The organism is Sphingobium sp. B12D2B (assembly GCF_025961775.1).
Lineage (GTDB): Bacteria > Pseudomonadota > Alphaproteobacteria > Sphingomonadales > Sphingomonadaceae > Sphingobium.
This window is the reverse complement of sequence record NZ_JAOQOH010000001.1, coordinates 3,398,664-3,416,167: the sequence shown is the minus strand read 5'-3', so window position 1 is coordinate 3,416,167 and position 17,504 is coordinate 3,398,664. Positions and strand designations below refer to the sequence as shown.

Sequence of the window (17,504 nt, the reverse complement as noted above, 5' to 3'; positions counted from 1 at the left end):
TCAGGCGCCCGGCCTCCTCCGGACTTAACGACTCCGCGGGCACCGGCTCGACCGTCAAGATCCGTCCGTCGGTGCCCATGCTGATCCGACTTGGTCCGAGCAGCGTGCCTTGCGCATCCACAAGGACGCGTCCCGCCAGCAGTGTCCGCAGTGTCATGACGGGTTTCCCATTCTGCCTGTGCTCACCCAAAACCCAACGGCCTTGATCTGCCATCACTCTAAAGCGCCTGGGCGCTCCAGGCGGTGCAAAAAAGAGATCGCTCGACGCCGCTTGCAACAACGCCGGGCGCTCCTCTTACACATTTAGCAACAGGTCGGTTCGCTTCTTGCAATGGTGCAGCGGGCAAAACTTTGTCTTGATGTGCGTGCGCCGGGGAACGCGGTGCCCAGAAATGCTGGTCAACAGCAGGGAGGTTACACGCGAGGACATCTGGACGGTGCGTGGCGCAAGAGAGGTTACTCGCAAGTATCGAGAAAAAGGGGTCGGAGTCATGTCTCTCATCAAGAACGAAATCGGGTCGACGCGAAGCGGGCGCACATTCAGTGCCCTTTCCATATCCTGCGCAGCCGCTGTCTTGGCCACGTGCATCGGCACGGCGCATGCTGCCGACGCCGCCGATGCTGCCGCAGCGGAGGCTGCTGACGATCAGGGCGTCATCGTCGTCACCGCGACGCGGCGCGAACAGGCGATCAACGAGGTTCCCCTCTCGATCACCAGCTACGACAAGCGGCTGATGGACCAGCAGGGCGTGCGCACGATCGACGACCTCTCCCGCCTGACTCCTGCGCTGAACTTCACGTCGAGCGCCGGTTCTACCGCCAATAATGGCAGCAACATCGCGATCCGCGGTCTTTCCTCGGACGTCGGCTCTGCCACCACCGCGATCTACATCGACGAAACGCCGATCCAGATCCGCAACGTTGGCTATTATGGCGGCAACCCTTATCCTCGGATTTTCGATCTCGACCGTGTCGAGGTTTTGTACGGCCCGCAGGGCACCCTGTTTGGCGCCAGTGCGCAGGGTGGCGCGGTGCGCTTCATCACGCCGGAACCGAACTATGACTCGCTTAAAATTTACAGCCGCGCGCAGGTTTCCTTCACGCAGGAGGGCTCGCCCAGCTACGAGGCCGGTCTCGCTTTCGGAGCGCCGATCAGCGACAAGGTCGCCTTCCGCCTCAGCGGCTGGTATCAGGACACGGGCGGCTACATCGATCAGGTCGTGCACGGCACTGACGTGGTGAAAGCCAAGGACATCAATTCCGGCAACGCAGCGGTCTTCCGTGCCGCTTTGGGCATGAAGCCGACCGAGACGCTCACCATCACCCCGAGCTTCTATTATCAGCGCGTCCACACCCGCTCGCGCGATGACTTCTGGGAAGGCTACGGCCTGGCCGCAGAAAATGATTATCACAGCGGCGTCTACGCCCTCGAGCCGAGCACGGACACCTTCTACCTACCGGCCCTGAAGGTCGAATGGGAAGTTGCGCCCAATATCGACCTGATCACCAACACGTCCTACTTCGATCGCAAGCAGAAGCAGACGCTGAACTACGCGACTTATTTCTCGGTCCTGCGCTCGGGCAGTCCTTTCGGCACCTACGCCAACAAGGACCTGAACAACATGGGCGTATACCTGAACATGCGTCAGAAGAACTTCGTTCAGGAAGCGCGTCTGCAGTCCTACGAGAATGCGCTGCTCGATTGGACGGCCGGCGTCTATTACTCGAAGAGCAAACAGGAATTCGCCAACTACACTGGCTCTGGCCGTATTCCTGGCGTTCTGGTGAACGGCTTCCAGCAATATCAAGGCGTCTACAGCTATGTGAACCTGGTCGATGCCAAGGACGAACAGATCGCCGGCTACGCAAGCCTGGACTTCAAGCCGACCGACAAGCTGACGCTGACCGCTGCGATCCGCTACAGCCATGTTGATTTCGACTTCACCAACATCACCGATGGTCCGACCTCACGGGGCGTGCGCACCGTCACGACGGCCAGCATGAAGGAACACGCCTGGACGCCGAACTTTGGCATCTCCTACAAGTTCGCGCCCAACAACATGATCTATGCCTCGGCGACCAAGGGTTTCCGCCCCGGTGGTGCTCAGGCGAAGATCGTCAGCGACCTGTGCACGGGCGATCTTGCCACGCTCGGCCTGACCGAGAGCCCGACTGCCTATGAGTCGGATAACCTCTGGTCCTATCAGGCAGGCACCAAGAACTCGCTGTTCGGCGGTGCGCTCCAGGTCGGTGCCAGTGCCTATGTGATGAAGTGGAAGAACATCCAGCAGTCCGTGCGTTTGCCGACCTGCGCCTTCTCCTTCATCTACAATCTCGGCAACGCCACGGGTAAGGGCGGCGAACTCTCGCTGGATCTGCGCGCGGCCCGCGGCCTGAACATTGGCGGCAACGTGGCCTATGTTGATCTGACCTATGACAGCGACGTGCTCGGCGGCAATGGGCTGGTGCTCAAGGCCGACGGGCAGCACATCGGCGGACCGGCCTGGACCGGCCGCGTCTATGGCAGCTACGAACGGGAGCTCAGCGCAGGTGTGGACGGCTATGTGCGTGGCGAATATTCCTTCGCCAGCCACACTTTCCGCGGCGCGGTGCCAGGCACCTATGGCTATGATGCCGGCCTGACCGAACTGCCCGGCCGCAACTTCGTCTCGGCCCGTGCCGGCGCGCGGTTCAGCGGCGTGGACCTTTCCGTCTTCGTCGACAATCTGCTGAACTCGAACGACCTGCTGGCACGCAATCACGACTCGGTAGGCTCGCCGCTCTACTACAACCAGACCTACCGCCCGCGCACGGTGGGGCTGACGTTCCAGTATCGTTACTGACGACAGGATTTGAGACGAAGGGCAAATAGTCCTTCGGGTCGCGCGGACGGCGGGAGCAGCGATGCTTCCGCCGTTCTGCTTTGTTATGCGAGAAAGTCGTGGGCCGACTTGATCGGCGCAGGCGCGCTGGGCGCCTGGCAGAAATGGCGGGACGGGATGTATAGCCGAGGCGGTTCCGGCGCGAGACTGTCCTTCACCCAACGCCTCTCCTGACTGGAGGGGGCTAAGGGTTGGGCTTAAGCCAAATTGCGCGCGCAGTAATCACGCGCAAAAGCGCGCTCGCGCGCCGGAAAAAGGGCTTATGAAGTCGCCCGCCGCTCAGTCGATATAAGCGCCTTTGCGCTGCTGGACTGGCCCGGGGTGCTGGATGCTTGCGCAGTTAGAGGCTGGCACATGGCCCTTGAGCAGATTCTGCGCGAAGGGGATGGAGTCGGCAGCCGAAACCGTGACGGCGGTGCTGTGGTCCTCACCCGGATAGGTGTGCCAATGGACCTGCGTCCCCGCCGCGCACATGGCGCGCACGGCGTTGTACTGTCCCTGCGTGCCGGCCATGTCGTCCGCAAGTCCGGTGCCAACGAACAGCGGGCCGGGGATGCGCCCATCGGTAAAGGCGAAGGCGGCGTCCATCTTGCTGTCGAGCGGCGCGAGATCCGCTGCGAAGACCGTCTGCCCGTCCTTGAGCCCCATCTCCTCCGCCTTGGCCATCAGGTCGCGCAGGCAGCCGCGCCGCGAAAGGCGCAGGAGCGGATAGCCCGCGGGCGTGACGAAATCGGCCGGATCAAGATCGGGATTGAGCGCGCGATCTGTGCCGGCGATGCGCAGCATGGCAAAGCCCGGGTCCATCGCACGGGGATCGGTCATCTTCTCGCCCTTTGCTGCCTGCCCGGCGGCCTCCGGCGTATCGAAGGTCATGACGAGGCCGGTCGCGACGGTGCCGAGCAGGTCCAGCTGTGGCGCATAGCTCTTTGCCAAGTAGGCAGAGCCAATCGCCGCGCCCGAGCCCTGCGACTGGCCGACGAGCACCACACGGCGCGACAGCACAGCGGGATAAGCGGCGGAGGCGGCGCGGGCGGCGTCCAGCACGGCATGCCCCTCGGAACGCCAGATGAGATAGGGGTGGACGCCATCTGTCCCCAACCCTTCATAATCGGTCGCGACGACGGCAAAGCCCGCCTCCAGCCAGCGCTGCAGATAGCCCTGATCGCGCAGCGATGTGCCATTCCACGAGGGCGCGCAGACATCGGCAAAACCGGTCGTGCCATGCGCCCACGAGACGAGCGGCCAACCACCCTTCGGTGCGCTTCCCTTGGGCAGGAATAGCATGCCCGAAACGACGATCGGCCCTTGATCTCCCACGCCGCTGGTAGAGGAATAGAGAATGCGCAGTGCTTGGCCGCTTTCCGGCTGCCTGCGGTCCGCCGGCAACGGCTCTTGCCGCAGCATCTGGCCAGGTGCGGGGATTTCGCCGGTCCATTGATAGAAAGCTGAAACGCCGCCATCGCCATCGATGTCGCCCAGATCAACCGGGCTGGCAGTGTGCTGCGCCGTGTGTTCAGGCGCGGGCGCGGTCTCCTGTCCCATCGCCGGCCGGGCTAGCGCTACCAGGGGCAGTACGGACCACAGCGCAAGGCGAGCCAATCGATCTGATCGGTGCGAGGGCGCAGGGCGAAGGGGGCGGGTCATCATCGGCGGAGTCACTCCTTGTGCATCCTGCCGTTCTAACCTGCTGCGGGATAGTGTCGCGGGGGGATTGTGGCACCGGGGAGGTGCCGGCGGGGCAACGGGGTTGGCCCGACGCGGACAAATCCTTGCCTGACCGGTTGTCCGCTATTGGGTCTCGCGGAACGCTAGCGCTATCACTAAAAGTCGTTGGGAGCGCTCTTTGCCGATCTTCCCCGTTCGTGCTGAGTAGGGTCTGAGTAGCGCCGCAGGTGCGTATCGAAGAGCCGTATTGAAGCATCGCAGCGCACGTAGCGGTCCTTCGATACGCCGCTTCGACAAGCTCAGCAGCTACTCAGGACGAACGGCGGGGCGTCCAGTCCGGTTTGGAACTCAGTCTTGCAAAAGCGCTGCCGGGATGATCGACAAACTGGACTCACCGCATCATCGATTGATCGGATGGTCCAAGCCTCAAAGCGTCGCGCCGCCGTCCACGACCAGTTCCTGCCCTGTCACGTTGCGGCCGCCGTCGCCGACAAGGTAAAGCACCATGGCGACGATGTCCGCCATCTCGCTGGGGCGATTGAGCGGGATGCCCATGTCCGCCACATAGGCGCGCAGGGCTTCCTCTTCCGACAGGCCTTTCAACTCGGCCATGGCGCGCCAATTGGCCTTCATGCGCGGCACGGCGATGGGGCCGGGCGCGACGTAGTTGACGGTCACGCCGTCCGGTCCCGCCTCCAGCGCCGCGCTGCGCGTGAGGCCACGCAGGCCCCATTTGGAGGCGGAATAGCTCGAGCGACCGGCCCGGCCGCGCATGCCGTGATTACCGCCGATGTTGACGATGCGCCCATGCCCCGCCGCACGCATCACTGGAAGCAGGCGGCTCATGACGATGAACGGTGCCCGCAAATTGGTGGCGATGGTGCTGTCGAACTCTTCGATGCCAAACTCGCCGATGGGCGGTGACAGCGGGCCGGTGTGGCCGGCGGCATTGACGATGACGTCCACTACGCCTTGCGACCAGCCCAGGAAGCTATCGAGCGCGGCCTCCAGCGCGGGCGCATCGCGCACGTCTGCGGTCAGCACCAGCGCTCGGCGGCCATTCGCGCGGATTTGCTCGGCGACTTCCTCCATGGCGGCGGTGCGCCGCGCGACCATCGCGACATCATAGCCCTGCGCGCCCAGCGCCAGCGCGATCTCCCGCCCCGTGCCCGCACTGGCACCGGTGACGAAAGCGATGGGGGTTCTGCCCGCCATCACTGCGCGTCCGCGAAGAATTTGCGCTTCGAGCCGGCCTGAATCTTGTAGATCGAGCTGCCCGCGCGCGAAGGGAAGGGCAGGCGCACATAATTCTGCTCGAAGCGCACTTCTCGCGTCGAGGGGCCGCAGACGAGGCGCGATTCATACTCGTCCCAATCCACCTTGTAGAAGAGCGGGAAGGCATCGCTGGCGGCATATTCATAGAAGAGGATGCGGCGCGGATCGCCCGAGCGATTCACGCTCGAGCCGTGCAGCGTCATCGGATGATGGAAGCTGACGGTTCCGGGCGGACCTTCGAGCAATACAGCCTTCGTCATGTCGAAGGCCGCTGGATCGACCGCGCCGCAGAAATAGCCCTCCTCGTCATGATGATCGAGCAGCGGCCCCTTGTGGCTGCCGGGGATGACTTGCATCGCGCCGTTGGAGGCATTGGCGCCATCCAGCATCACCGAGGCGACGCAGGTCGACATGTTGGTGTGCGGCGCGAAGGCCCAGTCCTGATGCCACTCCAGCGCGGCGCCGCCATTGGCGGACTTCATGTTGATCTTGGTGTGCGAGAGGCGGACATTGGCTCCGATGATGCGGGTGAGGACCGCCAGAATATCCGCATTGCCCGCCTGCTCCGCATAATAGGGATCGATGCGGTTGGGCTTCTTGATCCGCTGGATGGTGCGGTTGCCCTGAACGTCCGTGTCGAAATCGAACCAGGCGTCATCGGCCTCCACCGTCTCCGCCTTGGCGGCGACGCGGTCGGTGAGCGCGCGCAGATTGTCCAGCACCGGACCCGCCAGCAGGCCGGGCAGGACGACATAGCCGTTTTCGTAATAATCGGAGACGATCTGATCGATGTTCATGAGGGTCAGTCCTTGGGGAGCGGCAGGTCTGTGACGACCATGTGCGCCTTGTGGTGCGTGATGCAGAGCGGCAGACGGGCGTTGCGCACGGCGTTCTGGCCCGTCGCGCCGCACGCCCAGAAGACCGGCAACTCGCCGGGGTTCAGGGTCGTGAGGCCGTGGCCGCCATAGCTGTGCGAAAGATCGGCGATCCCCAGATCGCCAGGCAGACCGAGCGAAACCGGCGCGCCGTGACATTGCGGGTAGCGGGCGCTGAGCAGCGTCGCGCGGATGGCATCGGCGGGGCTGAGCGCGCGCATCGAGACGATGAGCTTCCCACCGAACGGGCCGACGGGGGTGGTCTCGCGATCCGTCTCGTACATGGCCGAGACATTGCCCTCATCGAGATGGCGCAGACGCACGCCGGCGCGCTGAAGAATGGCTTCGAAGGAGAAGGAGCAGCCAAGCACGAAGGCGACGAGATCGTCCGCCCAGACGGCAGAGGCATCGCGCGGGGTCTCGACCAACTCGCCATCGCGGAACACCATATAGCCGCCGGTATCGCGGGCGATATCGAGATCGTCGGCGAGCGCGGGGATCGCACGGACGCCCGGCTCGCTGCGGCCGAGGATGGGCAGTGCTTGGGCGTTGGCGCGGCAATAAGCCTCGAAATCATCGGCATAGGCAGCGGGTACAGCGACGAGATTGCCCTGCACATGCTCCCGGGCGACATGATTTGTGAACCCGGTGAATGCCCCGACGCGGATCGCACGCCGCACGGCGCGCGGATCGGCGCGGTCGAATGCGGGCGTGGACGCCCCTGCGGAGAGGGCTTGGGTCATATTTGCTCTTTTACGCGCGCGGGGCGTTGCCGAGAGTTGCTTTTTGATGCCTCCCCCGTTGCCGATCCGGCCATGGGCGGCACCGCGCGGCCGTGCTTGGCTGCGCCTTTCGGTTGCGGGAGTGCGCAGATATGGCGGGCATGATGATCATCGGCGGCACGCGCGGACTGGGCGGCACGATTGCAGGGGAATTTGCGCGGGCTGGACATCAGGTGGCGCTGGCGGATGAAGGAGCGGCGCCTGACGGTGTCTATCCCTACGTCGCCATCGACCTCGCGGACCCTGAGGCTCCAGCCTGCGCCGTCGCGCAAGCGCTCACCCACCTCCCCACGCTCGATGCGCTGGTGATCGCCGCCAGCGCCATGGAGAGTGCCCCCATCGAACGCTGGACCGGAGCGATGTGGGACCGGGCGGCAGCGATCAACCTGCGCCTGCCTTTCCTCGCGGTGCAGGCGGCGCTGCCGGCGCTGCGCCAATCGGCCAATGCGAGCATCACCCTGCTCTCATCCACCGCGACACTGCGCGGGCAACCCTTCACCCATGGCTATCAGGCAACCAAGGCCGGTGTTGCGGGGCTGGTGCGCAGCCTCGCTGCCGAGCTGGGGCCGGACGGCATCCGCGTGAATGCGGTGCTGCCAGGCTGGCTCGATACGCCGCTGACTGACGCATACTGGACCACGCGGGAAAATGCCGCCGATGAGCGCGCGCAGATCGAGGCGCGGATTCCGCTGCGGCGGCATGGTTCAGCGCAGGAGGCCGCGGCGCTGGTCTGCTTCCTCGCGTCACCCGCCGCCAGTTATCTCACCGGGGCCATCCTGCCGGTGGACGGCGGCGACACGGCGGTCTGATCAAGCCGGCGACGCGGCCGCTTTGGGCGCCGTCGGCACGCGGGGCAACGCAATGAAGCAGACCAGCAGGCCGACGATCGCGACGCCGACATAGCTTGACCAGTGCGTCAGCGCGAAATAGACGGTGGGGGTGAGGAACGAGGCCAGCGACACGAACTGGTTGACCGAACCTGCCACTGTGCCGCCGCCGACCGTTCCGGTCGCGAGCGCCGGCATAGTCGCCATGCAGATTCCGGTGGCGGCGCCATAAGTAAACAGCCAAGCCATCAATCCCGCAATGGCGATGATCATCGGGCTGGACGGCAGGAACAAAGCGATCTGCGCAACGATGCCGATGACCACGACGATGCCGAGCAGCCGCCGCATCGGGAAATCCCGGGAGAGCAGCGCACCGGTAATCGTGCCGCCGAGCAGCACCGCGGCGATCTTGGCAATGGCCACGATGCTCGCAGACGCGGCGAGCGAGACGCCATGCACCTTTGCCAGATAGGTTGGCGCGGCAAGGCTGGTGCCGTAGGAGATCATCGCCGGCATCGCCATGGCAAAGCCGAGCATCAGAATCGGCGGACGGCGCAGGCCGGCAAACAGGGCAGCCAGCTTCTCACGCCCGCTCTGCCCTTCCTTGCGGATTGCCGCGACATGCGGGAGGATGAAGGCCAGCGCCGCGCATCCGAGCATGATCGCGCCGTGGAAGGCAATCGCGAGCCGCCAGCTGTCACTGGTGGTGAAGGGTGCGGCCATCAGCAGGCCGAGCGAAAAGCCGGTCGGCGCATAAGTGGACCACAAGGTGAGCGCACGGGTGCGCGTGCCGCCCTCCAGCGAGCCCATCAGCATCGCCGCGCCGCCGTTCAGGATGCCGAGATAGCCCACGCCCGCCATCAGCACGCCCAGGTTGAACATCCAGATATCCTTCGCGAACCACAAGATTACGTCCGCCAGCACGAAGACCGGCGAGGTGAGCAGCAGCACCAGGCGCGGACCAAGGCGATCGACAATGCCGCCGCCCACCGTCGCCACGATCGTCGCGGGCAGGGAGAAGAGCGCAATGGTGAGGCCAATCGCGGCAGCGGGCGCATCCATCGCCTCGGTAATGCGCAGCGCCAACGGAGAGAGAATGCCGACCAGCGCCATGCTCATCAGGCCGATGAGATAGACCAGCGCTATGGTGCTCCAGTTTCCTTGCGTTCGCGGCGGCAGCATCGTTAAGTCCCTCATCATGCGGCCGGACGAGCGCTCCGGCATGAGGAGGCAGGATAAGGAGACGCCCGGTGCCCACAAGCCGGGTTCGCAATCTGCACCGAGGTGTTCACATTTTTTGGGGGATCAAGGCCAACCTGTCACTCACCTAGTTTTTTAGCTGATATAGCTATGGGACGGATCCAATAGTCCCGGCTTCTAAGTCGCAATTTTGAAGTGCTCGATAGCCAACATTTTTGCTGGACAACCAGCATAGGCTTTTTTAGCCCCACCTCGGGGAGGGGTGACATGAAATTCACCATAAAATTGTTACTATCAGCTTCGCTTGCGCTATGCTTGTCGGGTTGCTCTATCGGGGTTAAACGCACCGAGGGGATGAAAGCCTACAGTAATGGCGACTACTCCACTGCTATACCGCTACTGAAGAAAGAAATTGAGCAGGGCGATATTTCTGCTCGTTATTCTCTGGGATTGGCCTATCGCGACGGCAACGGTGTGGCGCAAGACCCCGTCCAGGCCGAACTGCTCCTAACCGGCGCCGCTGTGGGCGGCGATCCTCGTGCCGTAGCGGCTATCCGGCAGATGCTGGAAAATAGCGCCCTATGCTCCAAGGACAGAAAACTTCACGATCTGTGGGGCAGCTTGGTATTGTACCGCAACATGGTCTACGGCACCTACGAACTGAATAACGCGCCCCCGGGCACCTTACTGGCCATGTCGGACCTGTATGCCGACCCCTGCCCGGGGCGTCCTGTCCAGTGGGAAGCGACAAAGACACTGAGATCCCTTGCTGGCGGCCCCCGCCATGTCTGGATCTATGTACCGGGCTGAGCACGGCCGACCCCTTCAATCCTGTTCTAACCCGCAATCTCATAATAGACTTCCGAGCCACCCCTTACTTAAGTCACGGGTGCCGGAACTTGGCCTTTTCGGAGCTTATGATGAAATATGAGGTTTATTTCAGTCTCAGCATCCTTTCCGCAATCGCACTGCCAGCAGTGGCACTTGCCCAGACCGGGCAGGGCGCGGATTACATGCTTATTACAGATAAATACGGCAGTCCCAGCTATGTCGGCCTGGTGCCGGCTTATGGCGAGAGGTCAGTGGACGATCCCATGGATAGCTTCTCCGCGCGGAGCATGTCCGGCCCTGAGGTGGCTTCTCTCTTTCAGAAAATCTGTCTCTCCAAACCCTTCGACGTAGCCGCCTACGCCGAGGCCGTGAAATCTAGCGCTCCTGACTTTCACGCCACGGTTAGCAACCTTCCTGATTTCTCGGCGCCAAAACCGCTGATCGGAACGTTCAGCGTTCCTGCGGTGACATTTTCACAGAATGTCGCAGGTTATGGAATTTCCAATATCTGGCTGGGCGAGAACGGAGAAAAACTCAACAACCGCCCCTATGCGCGTTTCTCTGGTAGCCTCATCATTACGGGACCGTTCGAAGCGAAAAAAAGCTATGCCCCGCAGTGCAACCTCATCGTCAAGGTAAACGGGGTTACGCAAAGCAATGAGCTTCTCGATGCAATTCAAGCTGCCCTGCCCGGATATACGGTTGCGAAACGCGTAGATAAACCCAAGTATGGATATGGCGTATGGCTAGGATTGCCTGTTGATGGACGCATCGCTCGCGTCACCGTAACTGCGGATGAACTGAACAAGCCCGAGCAGGTCGTGCATCTGACAATTCAGCTATTACCTCCAGGGATTGCGAAGTAGAATTTTTGGAGATGCCGATTTTCGGATAGAAGTTAAAGTACATCCCTGTCCACGGATCATTTCGGCAGCTTTCGCTATCAACTGGCGGAAAGCTTCCGTTCCGCTTCCTACGCCAACTTTTTCTGTTCGTGGCCATTCATGAGCGCTTAAAAGCGGGCTGACCGGACACGACAAACATAGTGGACGGCAGTCCGTTCATCGTGAGTAGCCGCTGAGCTTATCGAAGCAGCGTACCGAAGGACTGGGCCGTGGGTTGGGGGGATGCCCGTCCTGTCGATCTGCCTTCGTCCCTCAAAACAAATCGAAATATTCGCGATGTTCCCAGTCCGTCACGGTCTGGTTGTAGCGGGCGACTTCGGCGCGTTTGATGAGGAGGAAGTGGTCGACGAAATCATTGCCGAAGGCGGCGCGCAGGAGGGGGTCTGTGTCCAGCCGGTCGAGCGCGGCATCGAGCGTCTGGGGGAGTTTTTCGACCTGCGCAGCATAGGGTGAGTCCACCGGCGGGGGCAGGTCCATGCCGCCCTCGATTCCGGCAAGGCCGGTGACCATCTGAGAGGCGAGGTAGAGATAGGGATTGGCGGCCGGCTCGCCCACGCGGTTCTCGATACGGCGCAGCTTGGCGGCGCCTCTGGCGAGCACGCGCAGCATGGCGCCGCGATTGTCCTCCGCCCAGGCTACGCGGTCGGGCGCGAGGCTGTTGGGCCGGTAGCGCTTGTAGCCGTTGATGGTGGGCGTGGAGAAGGGCGCGGCCCCGGCTGCGCCGGCGAGCAGGCCGGCGAGGAATTGTTGGCCAACGCCGGAAAGGCCATCCGACCCGTCCGAGGGTGCGAAGGCATTCTCGCCGGTGCGGATATTGCGCAGCGACTGGTGGAGGTGCCAGCCGCTCGCCATCGCCTCGGGCAATTGGGGGCGACACATGAAGCTGACATGATAGCCATGGCGCCGGGCGATCTGCTTGGCGGCGCTGCGGAAAAGAATCATGTCGTCCGCCGGGCGAATGCCGGTGCCCGCCTTGAAGACGAACTCGCATTGGCTGGGGCCGAACTCCACTTCCAGCGAATGCAGCGGCAGGCCGAGCGCGAGGCAGTTTTCGCGCAGGATCTCGACGATTGGCTCGACCTGATCGTAACGCTGCTCGGTGAGATACGCATAGCCCTGATGGAGCAATGAGACCTGCGGGGGGCGGCCGGGCTGGCCGGCATCACCCAGCGCGAGCGCCGCGTCTTCCAGCCGGGTGAGGTAGAATTCCACTTCGAGCCCGCTCACATACTCAAAGCCGCGCGCCGCCAGCCGGTCCACCGCCGCGCGGGCGAGCCGGCGGGTGGAGGCGACCACCGGGCGACCATCATGATGATAGAGGTCGCACAGCATCCAGCCGGTGCCGGGTGCCCAGGGCAGAACGCGGAAGGTGGCCGGATCGGGCACCATGATGACATCGCCGCCGCCCTGCAGATCGGCATCGCCAATCCCGGCGCCGGCCGCGAAAACCGGCACCACTGTGCGGTGCGATGTATCCTTGAGCAGCAGCGTCGAGGTGATCGCGCAGCCATCCTCGAAGGCGCCCGCGAGGGAGCCGGCCAGCAACGTCTTGCCGCGCGTGATCCCGTGCATATCCGCAAAGACGAGGCGGACGGTATTGATCCCGTCGGCTTCGACGCGCCTGAGGACATCGGCGGCCTGGCGACGGGCTTCGTTGCTCCACAGGCCATGGGTGGCGATGAAGTCGCTCATTCCGCGGAAACAGGAGCCGGCTGGGAGGCCCAGGGTGCGGCATCGCGACGACGGCGGTCCACCTCACGCCAGTAGGCCTCCAAATCCGCACCGGCGGGCGCGACGCCATCCACGGTGCCCGGATCACGCACCTGCTGCGCTTCCTCCGCTGTCAGATCGAGCAGTGGGCGCTCGCCCTTCTGCAGCTTGCCGATCTCGCGGATGAGCATGGTGCGATAGGCGACGATGCCCTTGTCCGTGGTGCCGAGATGCTCGCGGGTGCGATCCTGGATGCGGCCCATGGACTCCACCGCCCACTGGTCGTGCACGTTGATGTCCTCGCCCATGCCCGTATAGGTGCGGCTGCGCTGCTCCACCACGTCATAGCCATAGTCGTTCTGGCGATTGAGGCGGGGCTTGTAGTCCGGCAGCTCATAAAGCGTGAGCCGCTGCCTGCGCATCTCTTCCTTGTCCACCGCATCGGTGAAGCTGGTGAAGGCGGCGTACCAGTAGCAACTGTGATCATCGATCGGCACATGCCATTGCGTGATCGTCATCGTCTCCGAAAGCGGGATGACGAAGGCCTGCGGGAAGAACAGGTTGGTGATGCGCACATGCGTCTTGCCCTCGGGCAGCGAGCGCAAGGCGGTGAGGCGGAAGCCGATATCCGTCTTGGTAATCGTGATGTCCGGGTTTTCGAACTCGCGCAGCACCTGGATCATGGTGAGGTCGCTGTCTGCCGAGCGGCCGCGGAACTGCTTGCCATAAGCGTCCGCCTCCTCATCCTCGAAGAAACGGTGGAGGAAGCTGGCATGAGCCGGGTCGACACCGACCTCCAGCGCCTGCAGCCAGTTGCAATCCAGATAGCCTTTGAAGGCAAAGACATGGCTGTCCGGCGCGGCGAAGCAATCCAGGCCGGGGAAGGCGGGCGCATCGCCCTCGCCCAGAAAGCCGAAGATCATACCGGCACGCTCGACCACCGGGTAGCTGCGCTGCTTGACGCGGCTGCACAGGCTGGAGCCGGCCGGCTCGCCGGGGGTCTGGATGCAATTGCCATCGACATCGAACAGCCAGCCATGGAACAGGCAGCGCAGGCCGCCATCTTCCAGCCGCCCGAAGGCGAGATCGGCGCCGCGATGCGGGCAATCCCGGTCGAGCAGGCCGAGGCGGCCCTGCTCGTCGCGGAACAGCACCATGTCCTGCCCCAGCACCTTTACGGCCTTGGCGGGCCGCGGCCCTTCCAGCTCCTCCACCAATGCGATGGGCTGCCAGTAGCGGCGCAGGAGTGCGCCGAGCGGCGTACCCTTGCCGCTCAGGGTGATGAGATCATTTTGTGCTGGTGTCATGCTTGGCTTCCCGTGGGTCGTCTGTGCGGTGCTGGTGCCCTGATCACGTCCGTTTTGCCTCAACCGCTCGCGCGCGCGTGTTGCCGACTGGCGCCCGCTGCGTTGCTGGAATCAGAACCCATCAGCGCTTGCCGTGACGGATTTCGAAACATAGGCTCGCGCATCGACCATTCGAACATGCGAGCACATCAATGAGCCAGCCAAAGCGCGACATCCGTACCGTTGCCGTCTTCTGCGGATCCAATCCGGGCCTTGGCGACACTTATGAACGCGCGGCGGCAGAGCTGGGCGCGGCGCTGGCCCGGCGCGGGATCGGCATCGTCTATGGCGGCACGCACAAGGGGCTGATGGGCATATTGGCCGATGCCGCGCTGGCAGGCGGCGGTCATGTCCATGGCGTCATCAACCAGCGCCTGTTCGATCGCGGGCACCTCCACCCCGATCTCTCGCTGCACGAGATCGTCGAGACGATGCGGGTGCGCAAGGAGCGGATGCTCAGCGTCGCGGATGCCTGCATCGCCCTGCCCGGCGGCATCGGGACGCTGGAGGAGTTCATGGAAGCCTGGACGCTCAACCAGCTGGGCGAGATCGACAAGCCGGTGGGACTCTACAATGTCGGCGGCTTCCACGAGCCGTTCATGACCTTCATCGACACGATGATCGGGCAGAAATTCCTGCCGCCCGAGCATCGCAACGGCATCGTCGTCGAAGGCGACCCAGACGCGCTGATCGACGCCCTCATCGCCTTCGAAAAGCCCGACGTGCCGAAGTGGCTCTGATCGCCTGAGCGCGATCAGGCCGCGAGCAGAAACACCGCGAAACCGGCGCCCATCGCACCCATCGCCCGCAAGGCCTGTGCGGGAACGCGGCTTCCGATCACGACGCCCAGCGCGTGCAGCGCCGCTGTCGCCGCGATAAAGCCGAACGCAAATGTGGCGACCTCACCAGCCGGAGCCTCAAGACCATGCGCCATGCCGTGCACAAAGCCGAAAGCACCCGTCACTGCCGCCGCGACAGCCCATGAGGCCTTCAGTCGAAGGGCCAGCGCCAGACCAAGCAGGAGGATGGAGAGCAGAATGCCGCCTTCGGCAAGTCCGGCTGGTTGGCCGAGCAGCGCATAGCCAAAGCCGATCACCATCGCGCCCACAAAGGCGGCAGGTGCGGCCCATTTCGCACGGCCCGCCAACATGCCGCCCCACAGTCCGACCATGACCATCGCGACGAGGTGATCGGCGCCGGTGAGCGGATGCAGCAGGCCCGAGACCAGCGGACTGGCGACCTCATGGCCGGGATGTGCCTGTGCCGCCGCCGGCAGCATCAGCGCGATCATGGCGACGAGCGCCGTTTTGCAATGTCTGATCATCCGTTCAGCCCTCCATGTTCGATGATAAATGCCTCGATCTCCGCGACGCCCTGGCCCGCCCGCACATTAGCGAAGACGAACGGGCGCTGTCCGCGCATCTTGCGCGCATCCCGGTCCATCACCTCAAGGCTGGCACCGACATGGGGCGCGAGATCGATCTTGTTGATGACGAGCAGGTCCGAGCGGGTGATGCCCGGTCCGCCCTTGCGCGGGATCTTGTCGCCCGCCGACACGTCGATGACGTAGATCGTCAGGTCCGCCAGCTCGGGGCTGAAGGTAGCGGCAAGATTGTCACCGCCGCTCTCGATCAGCACCAGTTGCAGGCCCGGGAAGCGCTTTTCCAGCGTGTCCACCGCCGCCAGGTTCATCGAAGCATCCTCGCGGATCGCGGTATGCGGGCAGCCCCCGGTCTCGACGCCAAGAATGCGTTCAGGTTCCAGCGAGCCGGCGCGGGTGAGGAACTCGGCATCCTCGCGCGTGTAGATGTCGTTGGTGATGGCGGCGATCCGATAGCGCTCGCGCAGCGATTTGCAGAGCGCGTCCATCAGCGCCGTCTTGCCCGAGCCAACCGGCCCGCCAATGCCGACGCGCAGGGCGCCGGTTGTCTGCGCCTGCATGGCGCCATTCTGTTCCATTGTCGTCATGTCCTGAACAGCCTCGTATATTGGGTTTCATGCGCCATGCAGCCGATCTCTGCGACGAGCGTGCAGCCGCGCAGGGCGAGGAAGGGATCGCTGTCGGGCAGCGCCATCACCTCCGCTGCCAGCGCACGGATCGGCTCGCGCAGGGCAAGCAGGGCCTGCTGGCCATCAGTCTGACCGAGCGGCACGAGCCGCTGGGCGGCGGAAACGAGATTGGCGACGCAGCCATGGAGATAGGCCACAAGACCATGCCGCTCCGATATGCCTTGGCAGCCGAAGAGGCAGCCCGCCGCTACAGAGTAGGCGAGCGCGCCATCCGGCACATGCGCGATCAGCGATGCAAAGGCGGAAGGCTGCGTCGACTGAAGCGCGATGCGGCGAAAGGCCGCACCTTGCGCCGTGGTTTCCAGATGGCGCTCGAAGCCGCTCTGGGCGGCAACCGCCAGTTCGGCCACTTCGGTCAGCCGTGCGACATCGCCAGCCTGCCCAGCGCGCAGGGCGTGGAGAAAGAATAGCGCCTCATTGAACAGCGGGCCGTGCTCCAGCAAGTCGCCGATCCACGCCACTGTCGTGTCGCGGCTGGTGACATGCCCCGCCTCCACTACCCACTCGATGCCGCCGGAATGGGCGAAGGCGCCGATGGGCCAGGCGGGCGACATCCAGCTCAGCAGATCGAAGAGCGCGCCGTCATCCATGGCTGTGATGATGGTGATGGTCGTGGTGGTCATCCCCGTGACTGTGATGGTCGTGCCCGTGATCATGTCCGTGCCCGTGATCATGGGCGTGAGCATGACCGGGCGCACCCTCATAGGCGCCACCCTCGGGATCGAACGCGGCTTCGACCGCGTGGCAGGTGCCGCCGAGCCCCTCGGCCATATGGGCGATGACATGATCCTCACGGATCAGCAGCCGTTCGCCATCGAGCTGGGTCGGCAGATGGCGGTTGCCCAGATGCCAGGCAATGCGCACCAGCGCGGGGAGATCCGGCGCGGTGATGGCGATGAGCCGCTCGGGCAGTGCCTCGACCGCGACGCGCGTGCCATCGTCCAGCAGCAGCCCATCGCCATGGCGCAGATGGACGACATTGGGCTGATCGAGCAGGATCGCGCGGCCAGCCTGTGTGCGATAGACGATGCGGCGGCGACGGCGCTGGTCATGATCGAGCAGCACCGTGTCGGTGGCGTCATGGCTGTGGCCGGGCTCAATGGCTGTGATGCGGAGCATATGGCGTCCCAACCCTT

At 63.8% G+C, this 17,504-nt stretch carries 16 protein-coding genes; 5 read left to right on the top strand and 11 right to left on the bottom strand.

Annotated elements, in window-relative coordinates:
- Nucleotides 1–575: 575 nt before the first annotated feature.
- Nucleotides 576–2,843, top strand: coding sequence for a TonB-dependent receptor (locus M2335_RS15920; RefSeq protein WP_264577916.1), 2,268 nt, complete (start codon nt 576–578; stop codon nt 2,841–2,843).
- Nucleotides 2,844–3,161: 318 nt separating this feature from the next.
- On the opposite strand, the gene M2335_RS15915 is transcribed toward M2335_RS15920, so the two are convergent.
- The 4 genes from M2335_RS15915 to M2335_RS15900 form a co-directional block, all read right to left on the bottom strand.
- Nucleotides 3,162–4,481: a lipase family protein gene (locus M2335_RS15915; RefSeq protein WP_264595323.1), complete on the bottom strand. Its 1,320-nt coding sequence runs from the start codon at nt 4,479–4,481 to the stop codon at nt 3,162–3,164.
- Nucleotides 4,482–4,973: 492 nt separating this feature from the next.
- Nucleotides 4,974–5,762 (bottom strand): SDR family NAD(P)-dependent oxidoreductase, encoded by a 789-nt coding sequence (locus M2335_RS15910; protein WP_264595322.1) that lies wholly within the window; start codon nt 5,760–5,762, stop codon nt 4,974–4,976.
- The gene (locus M2335_RS15905) at nt 5,762–6,619 is read right to left on the bottom strand and encodes a phytanoyl-CoA dioxygenase family protein (RefSeq protein WP_264574204.1); all 858 of its coding nucleotides are present in this window, start codon (nt 6,617–6,619) and stop codon (nt 5,762–5,764) included. The genes M2335_RS15910 and M2335_RS15905 overlap by 1 nt, the downstream gene beginning before the upstream one ends.
- Before the next feature lie 5 nt (nt 6,620–6,624).
- Nucleotides 6,625–7,440, bottom strand: a complete 816-nt coding sequence (locus tag M2335_RS15900; RefSeq protein WP_264595321.1) for a D-glutamate cyclase family protein — start codon at nt 7,438–7,440, stop codon at nt 6,625–6,627.
- Between the two features lie 131 nt (nt 7,441–7,571).
- Here M2335_RS15900 and M2335_RS15895 point away from each other — a divergent pair, with 131 nt between their 5' ends.
- Nucleotides 7,572–8,288, top strand: a complete 717-nt coding sequence (locus M2335_RS15895; protein ID WP_264595320.1) for an SDR family NAD(P)-dependent oxidoreductase — start codon at nt 7,572–7,574, stop codon at nt 8,286–8,288.
- Here M2335_RS15895 and M2335_RS15890 read toward each other — a convergent pair whose 3' ends face one another.
- Nucleotides 8,289–9,488: an MFS transporter gene (locus M2335_RS15890; protein ID WP_264595319.1), complete on the bottom strand. Its 1,200-nt coding sequence runs from the start codon at nt 9,486–9,488 to the stop codon at nt 8,289–8,291.
- 285 nt (nt 9,489–9,773) lie between these two features.
- Here M2335_RS15890 and M2335_RS15885 point away from each other — a divergent pair, with 285 nt between their 5' ends.
- A complete protein-coding gene (locus tag M2335_RS15885) occupies nt 9,774–10,316 on the top strand; it encodes a tetratricopeptide repeat protein (RefSeq protein WP_264595318.1) in 543 nt (180 codons plus the stop codon).
- Between the two features lie 110 nt (nt 10,317–10,426).
- Nucleotides 10,427–11,203: a hypothetical protein gene (locus M2335_RS15880; protein WP_184117229.1), complete on the top strand. Its 777-nt coding sequence runs from the start codon at nt 10,427–10,429 to the stop codon at nt 11,201–11,203.
- Nucleotides 11,204–11,494: 291 nt separating this feature from the next.
- On the opposite strand, the gene M2335_RS15875 is transcribed toward M2335_RS15880, so the two are convergent.
- Complete coding sequence (locus M2335_RS15875) at nt 11,495–12,934, bottom strand: glutamine synthetase family protein (RefSeq protein WP_264595317.1); 1,440 nt, start codon at nt 12,932–12,934, stop codon at nt 11,495–11,497.
- Nucleotides 12,931–14,259 (bottom strand): aromatic ring-hydroxylating dioxygenase subunit alpha, encoded by a 1,329-nt coding sequence (locus tag M2335_RS15870; RefSeq protein WP_264595316.1) that lies wholly within the window; start codon nt 14,257–14,259, stop codon nt 12,931–12,933. Before M2335_RS15870 ends, M2335_RS15875 begins: the two co-directional genes overlap by 4 nt.
- 191 nt (nt 14,260–14,450) lie before the next feature.
- On the opposite strand from M2335_RS15870, the gene M2335_RS15865 reads away from it, so the two are divergent.
- Complete coding sequence (locus M2335_RS15865; RefSeq protein ID WP_264595315.1) at nt 14,451–15,038, top strand: TIGR00730 family Rossman fold protein; 588 nt, start codon at nt 14,451–14,453, stop codon at nt 15,036–15,038.
- A 14-nt stretch (nt 15,039–15,052) separates the two neighbouring features.
- Here M2335_RS15865 and M2335_RS15860 read toward each other — a convergent pair whose 3' ends face one another.
- The 4 genes from M2335_RS15860 to M2335_RS15845 are packed head-to-tail and all read right to left on the bottom strand — an operon-like array spanning nt 15,053 to nt 17,487.
- Entirely contained in the window at nt 15,053–15,622 is a 570-nt protein-coding gene (locus tag M2335_RS15860; RefSeq protein ID WP_264595314.1) for a HupE/UreJ family protein, read from the bottom strand.
- Nucleotides 15,619–16,257 carry an urease accessory protein UreG gene (gene ureG / locus M2335_RS15855; RefSeq protein ID WP_264592455.1) on the bottom strand — a complete coding sequence of 213 codons (639 nt, stop codon included), beginning with the start codon at nt 16,255–16,257 and terminating at the stop codon, nt 15,619–15,621. The genes M2335_RS15860 and ureG overlap by 4 nt, the downstream gene beginning before the upstream one ends.
- A gap of 5 nt (nt 16,258–16,262) precedes the next feature.
- Nucleotides 16,263–17,042: an urease accessory protein UreF gene (locus M2335_RS15850; RefSeq protein ID WP_264595313.1), complete on the bottom strand. Its 780-nt coding sequence runs from the start codon at nt 17,040–17,042 to the stop codon at nt 16,263–16,265.
- Complete coding sequence (locus M2335_RS15845; protein WP_264595312.1) at nt 16,951–17,487, bottom strand: urease accessory protein UreE; 537 nt, start codon at nt 17,485–17,487, stop codon at nt 16,951–16,953. The genes M2335_RS15850 and M2335_RS15845 overlap by 92 nt, the downstream gene beginning before the upstream one ends.
- Nucleotides 17,488–17,504 lie beyond the last annotated feature (17 nt).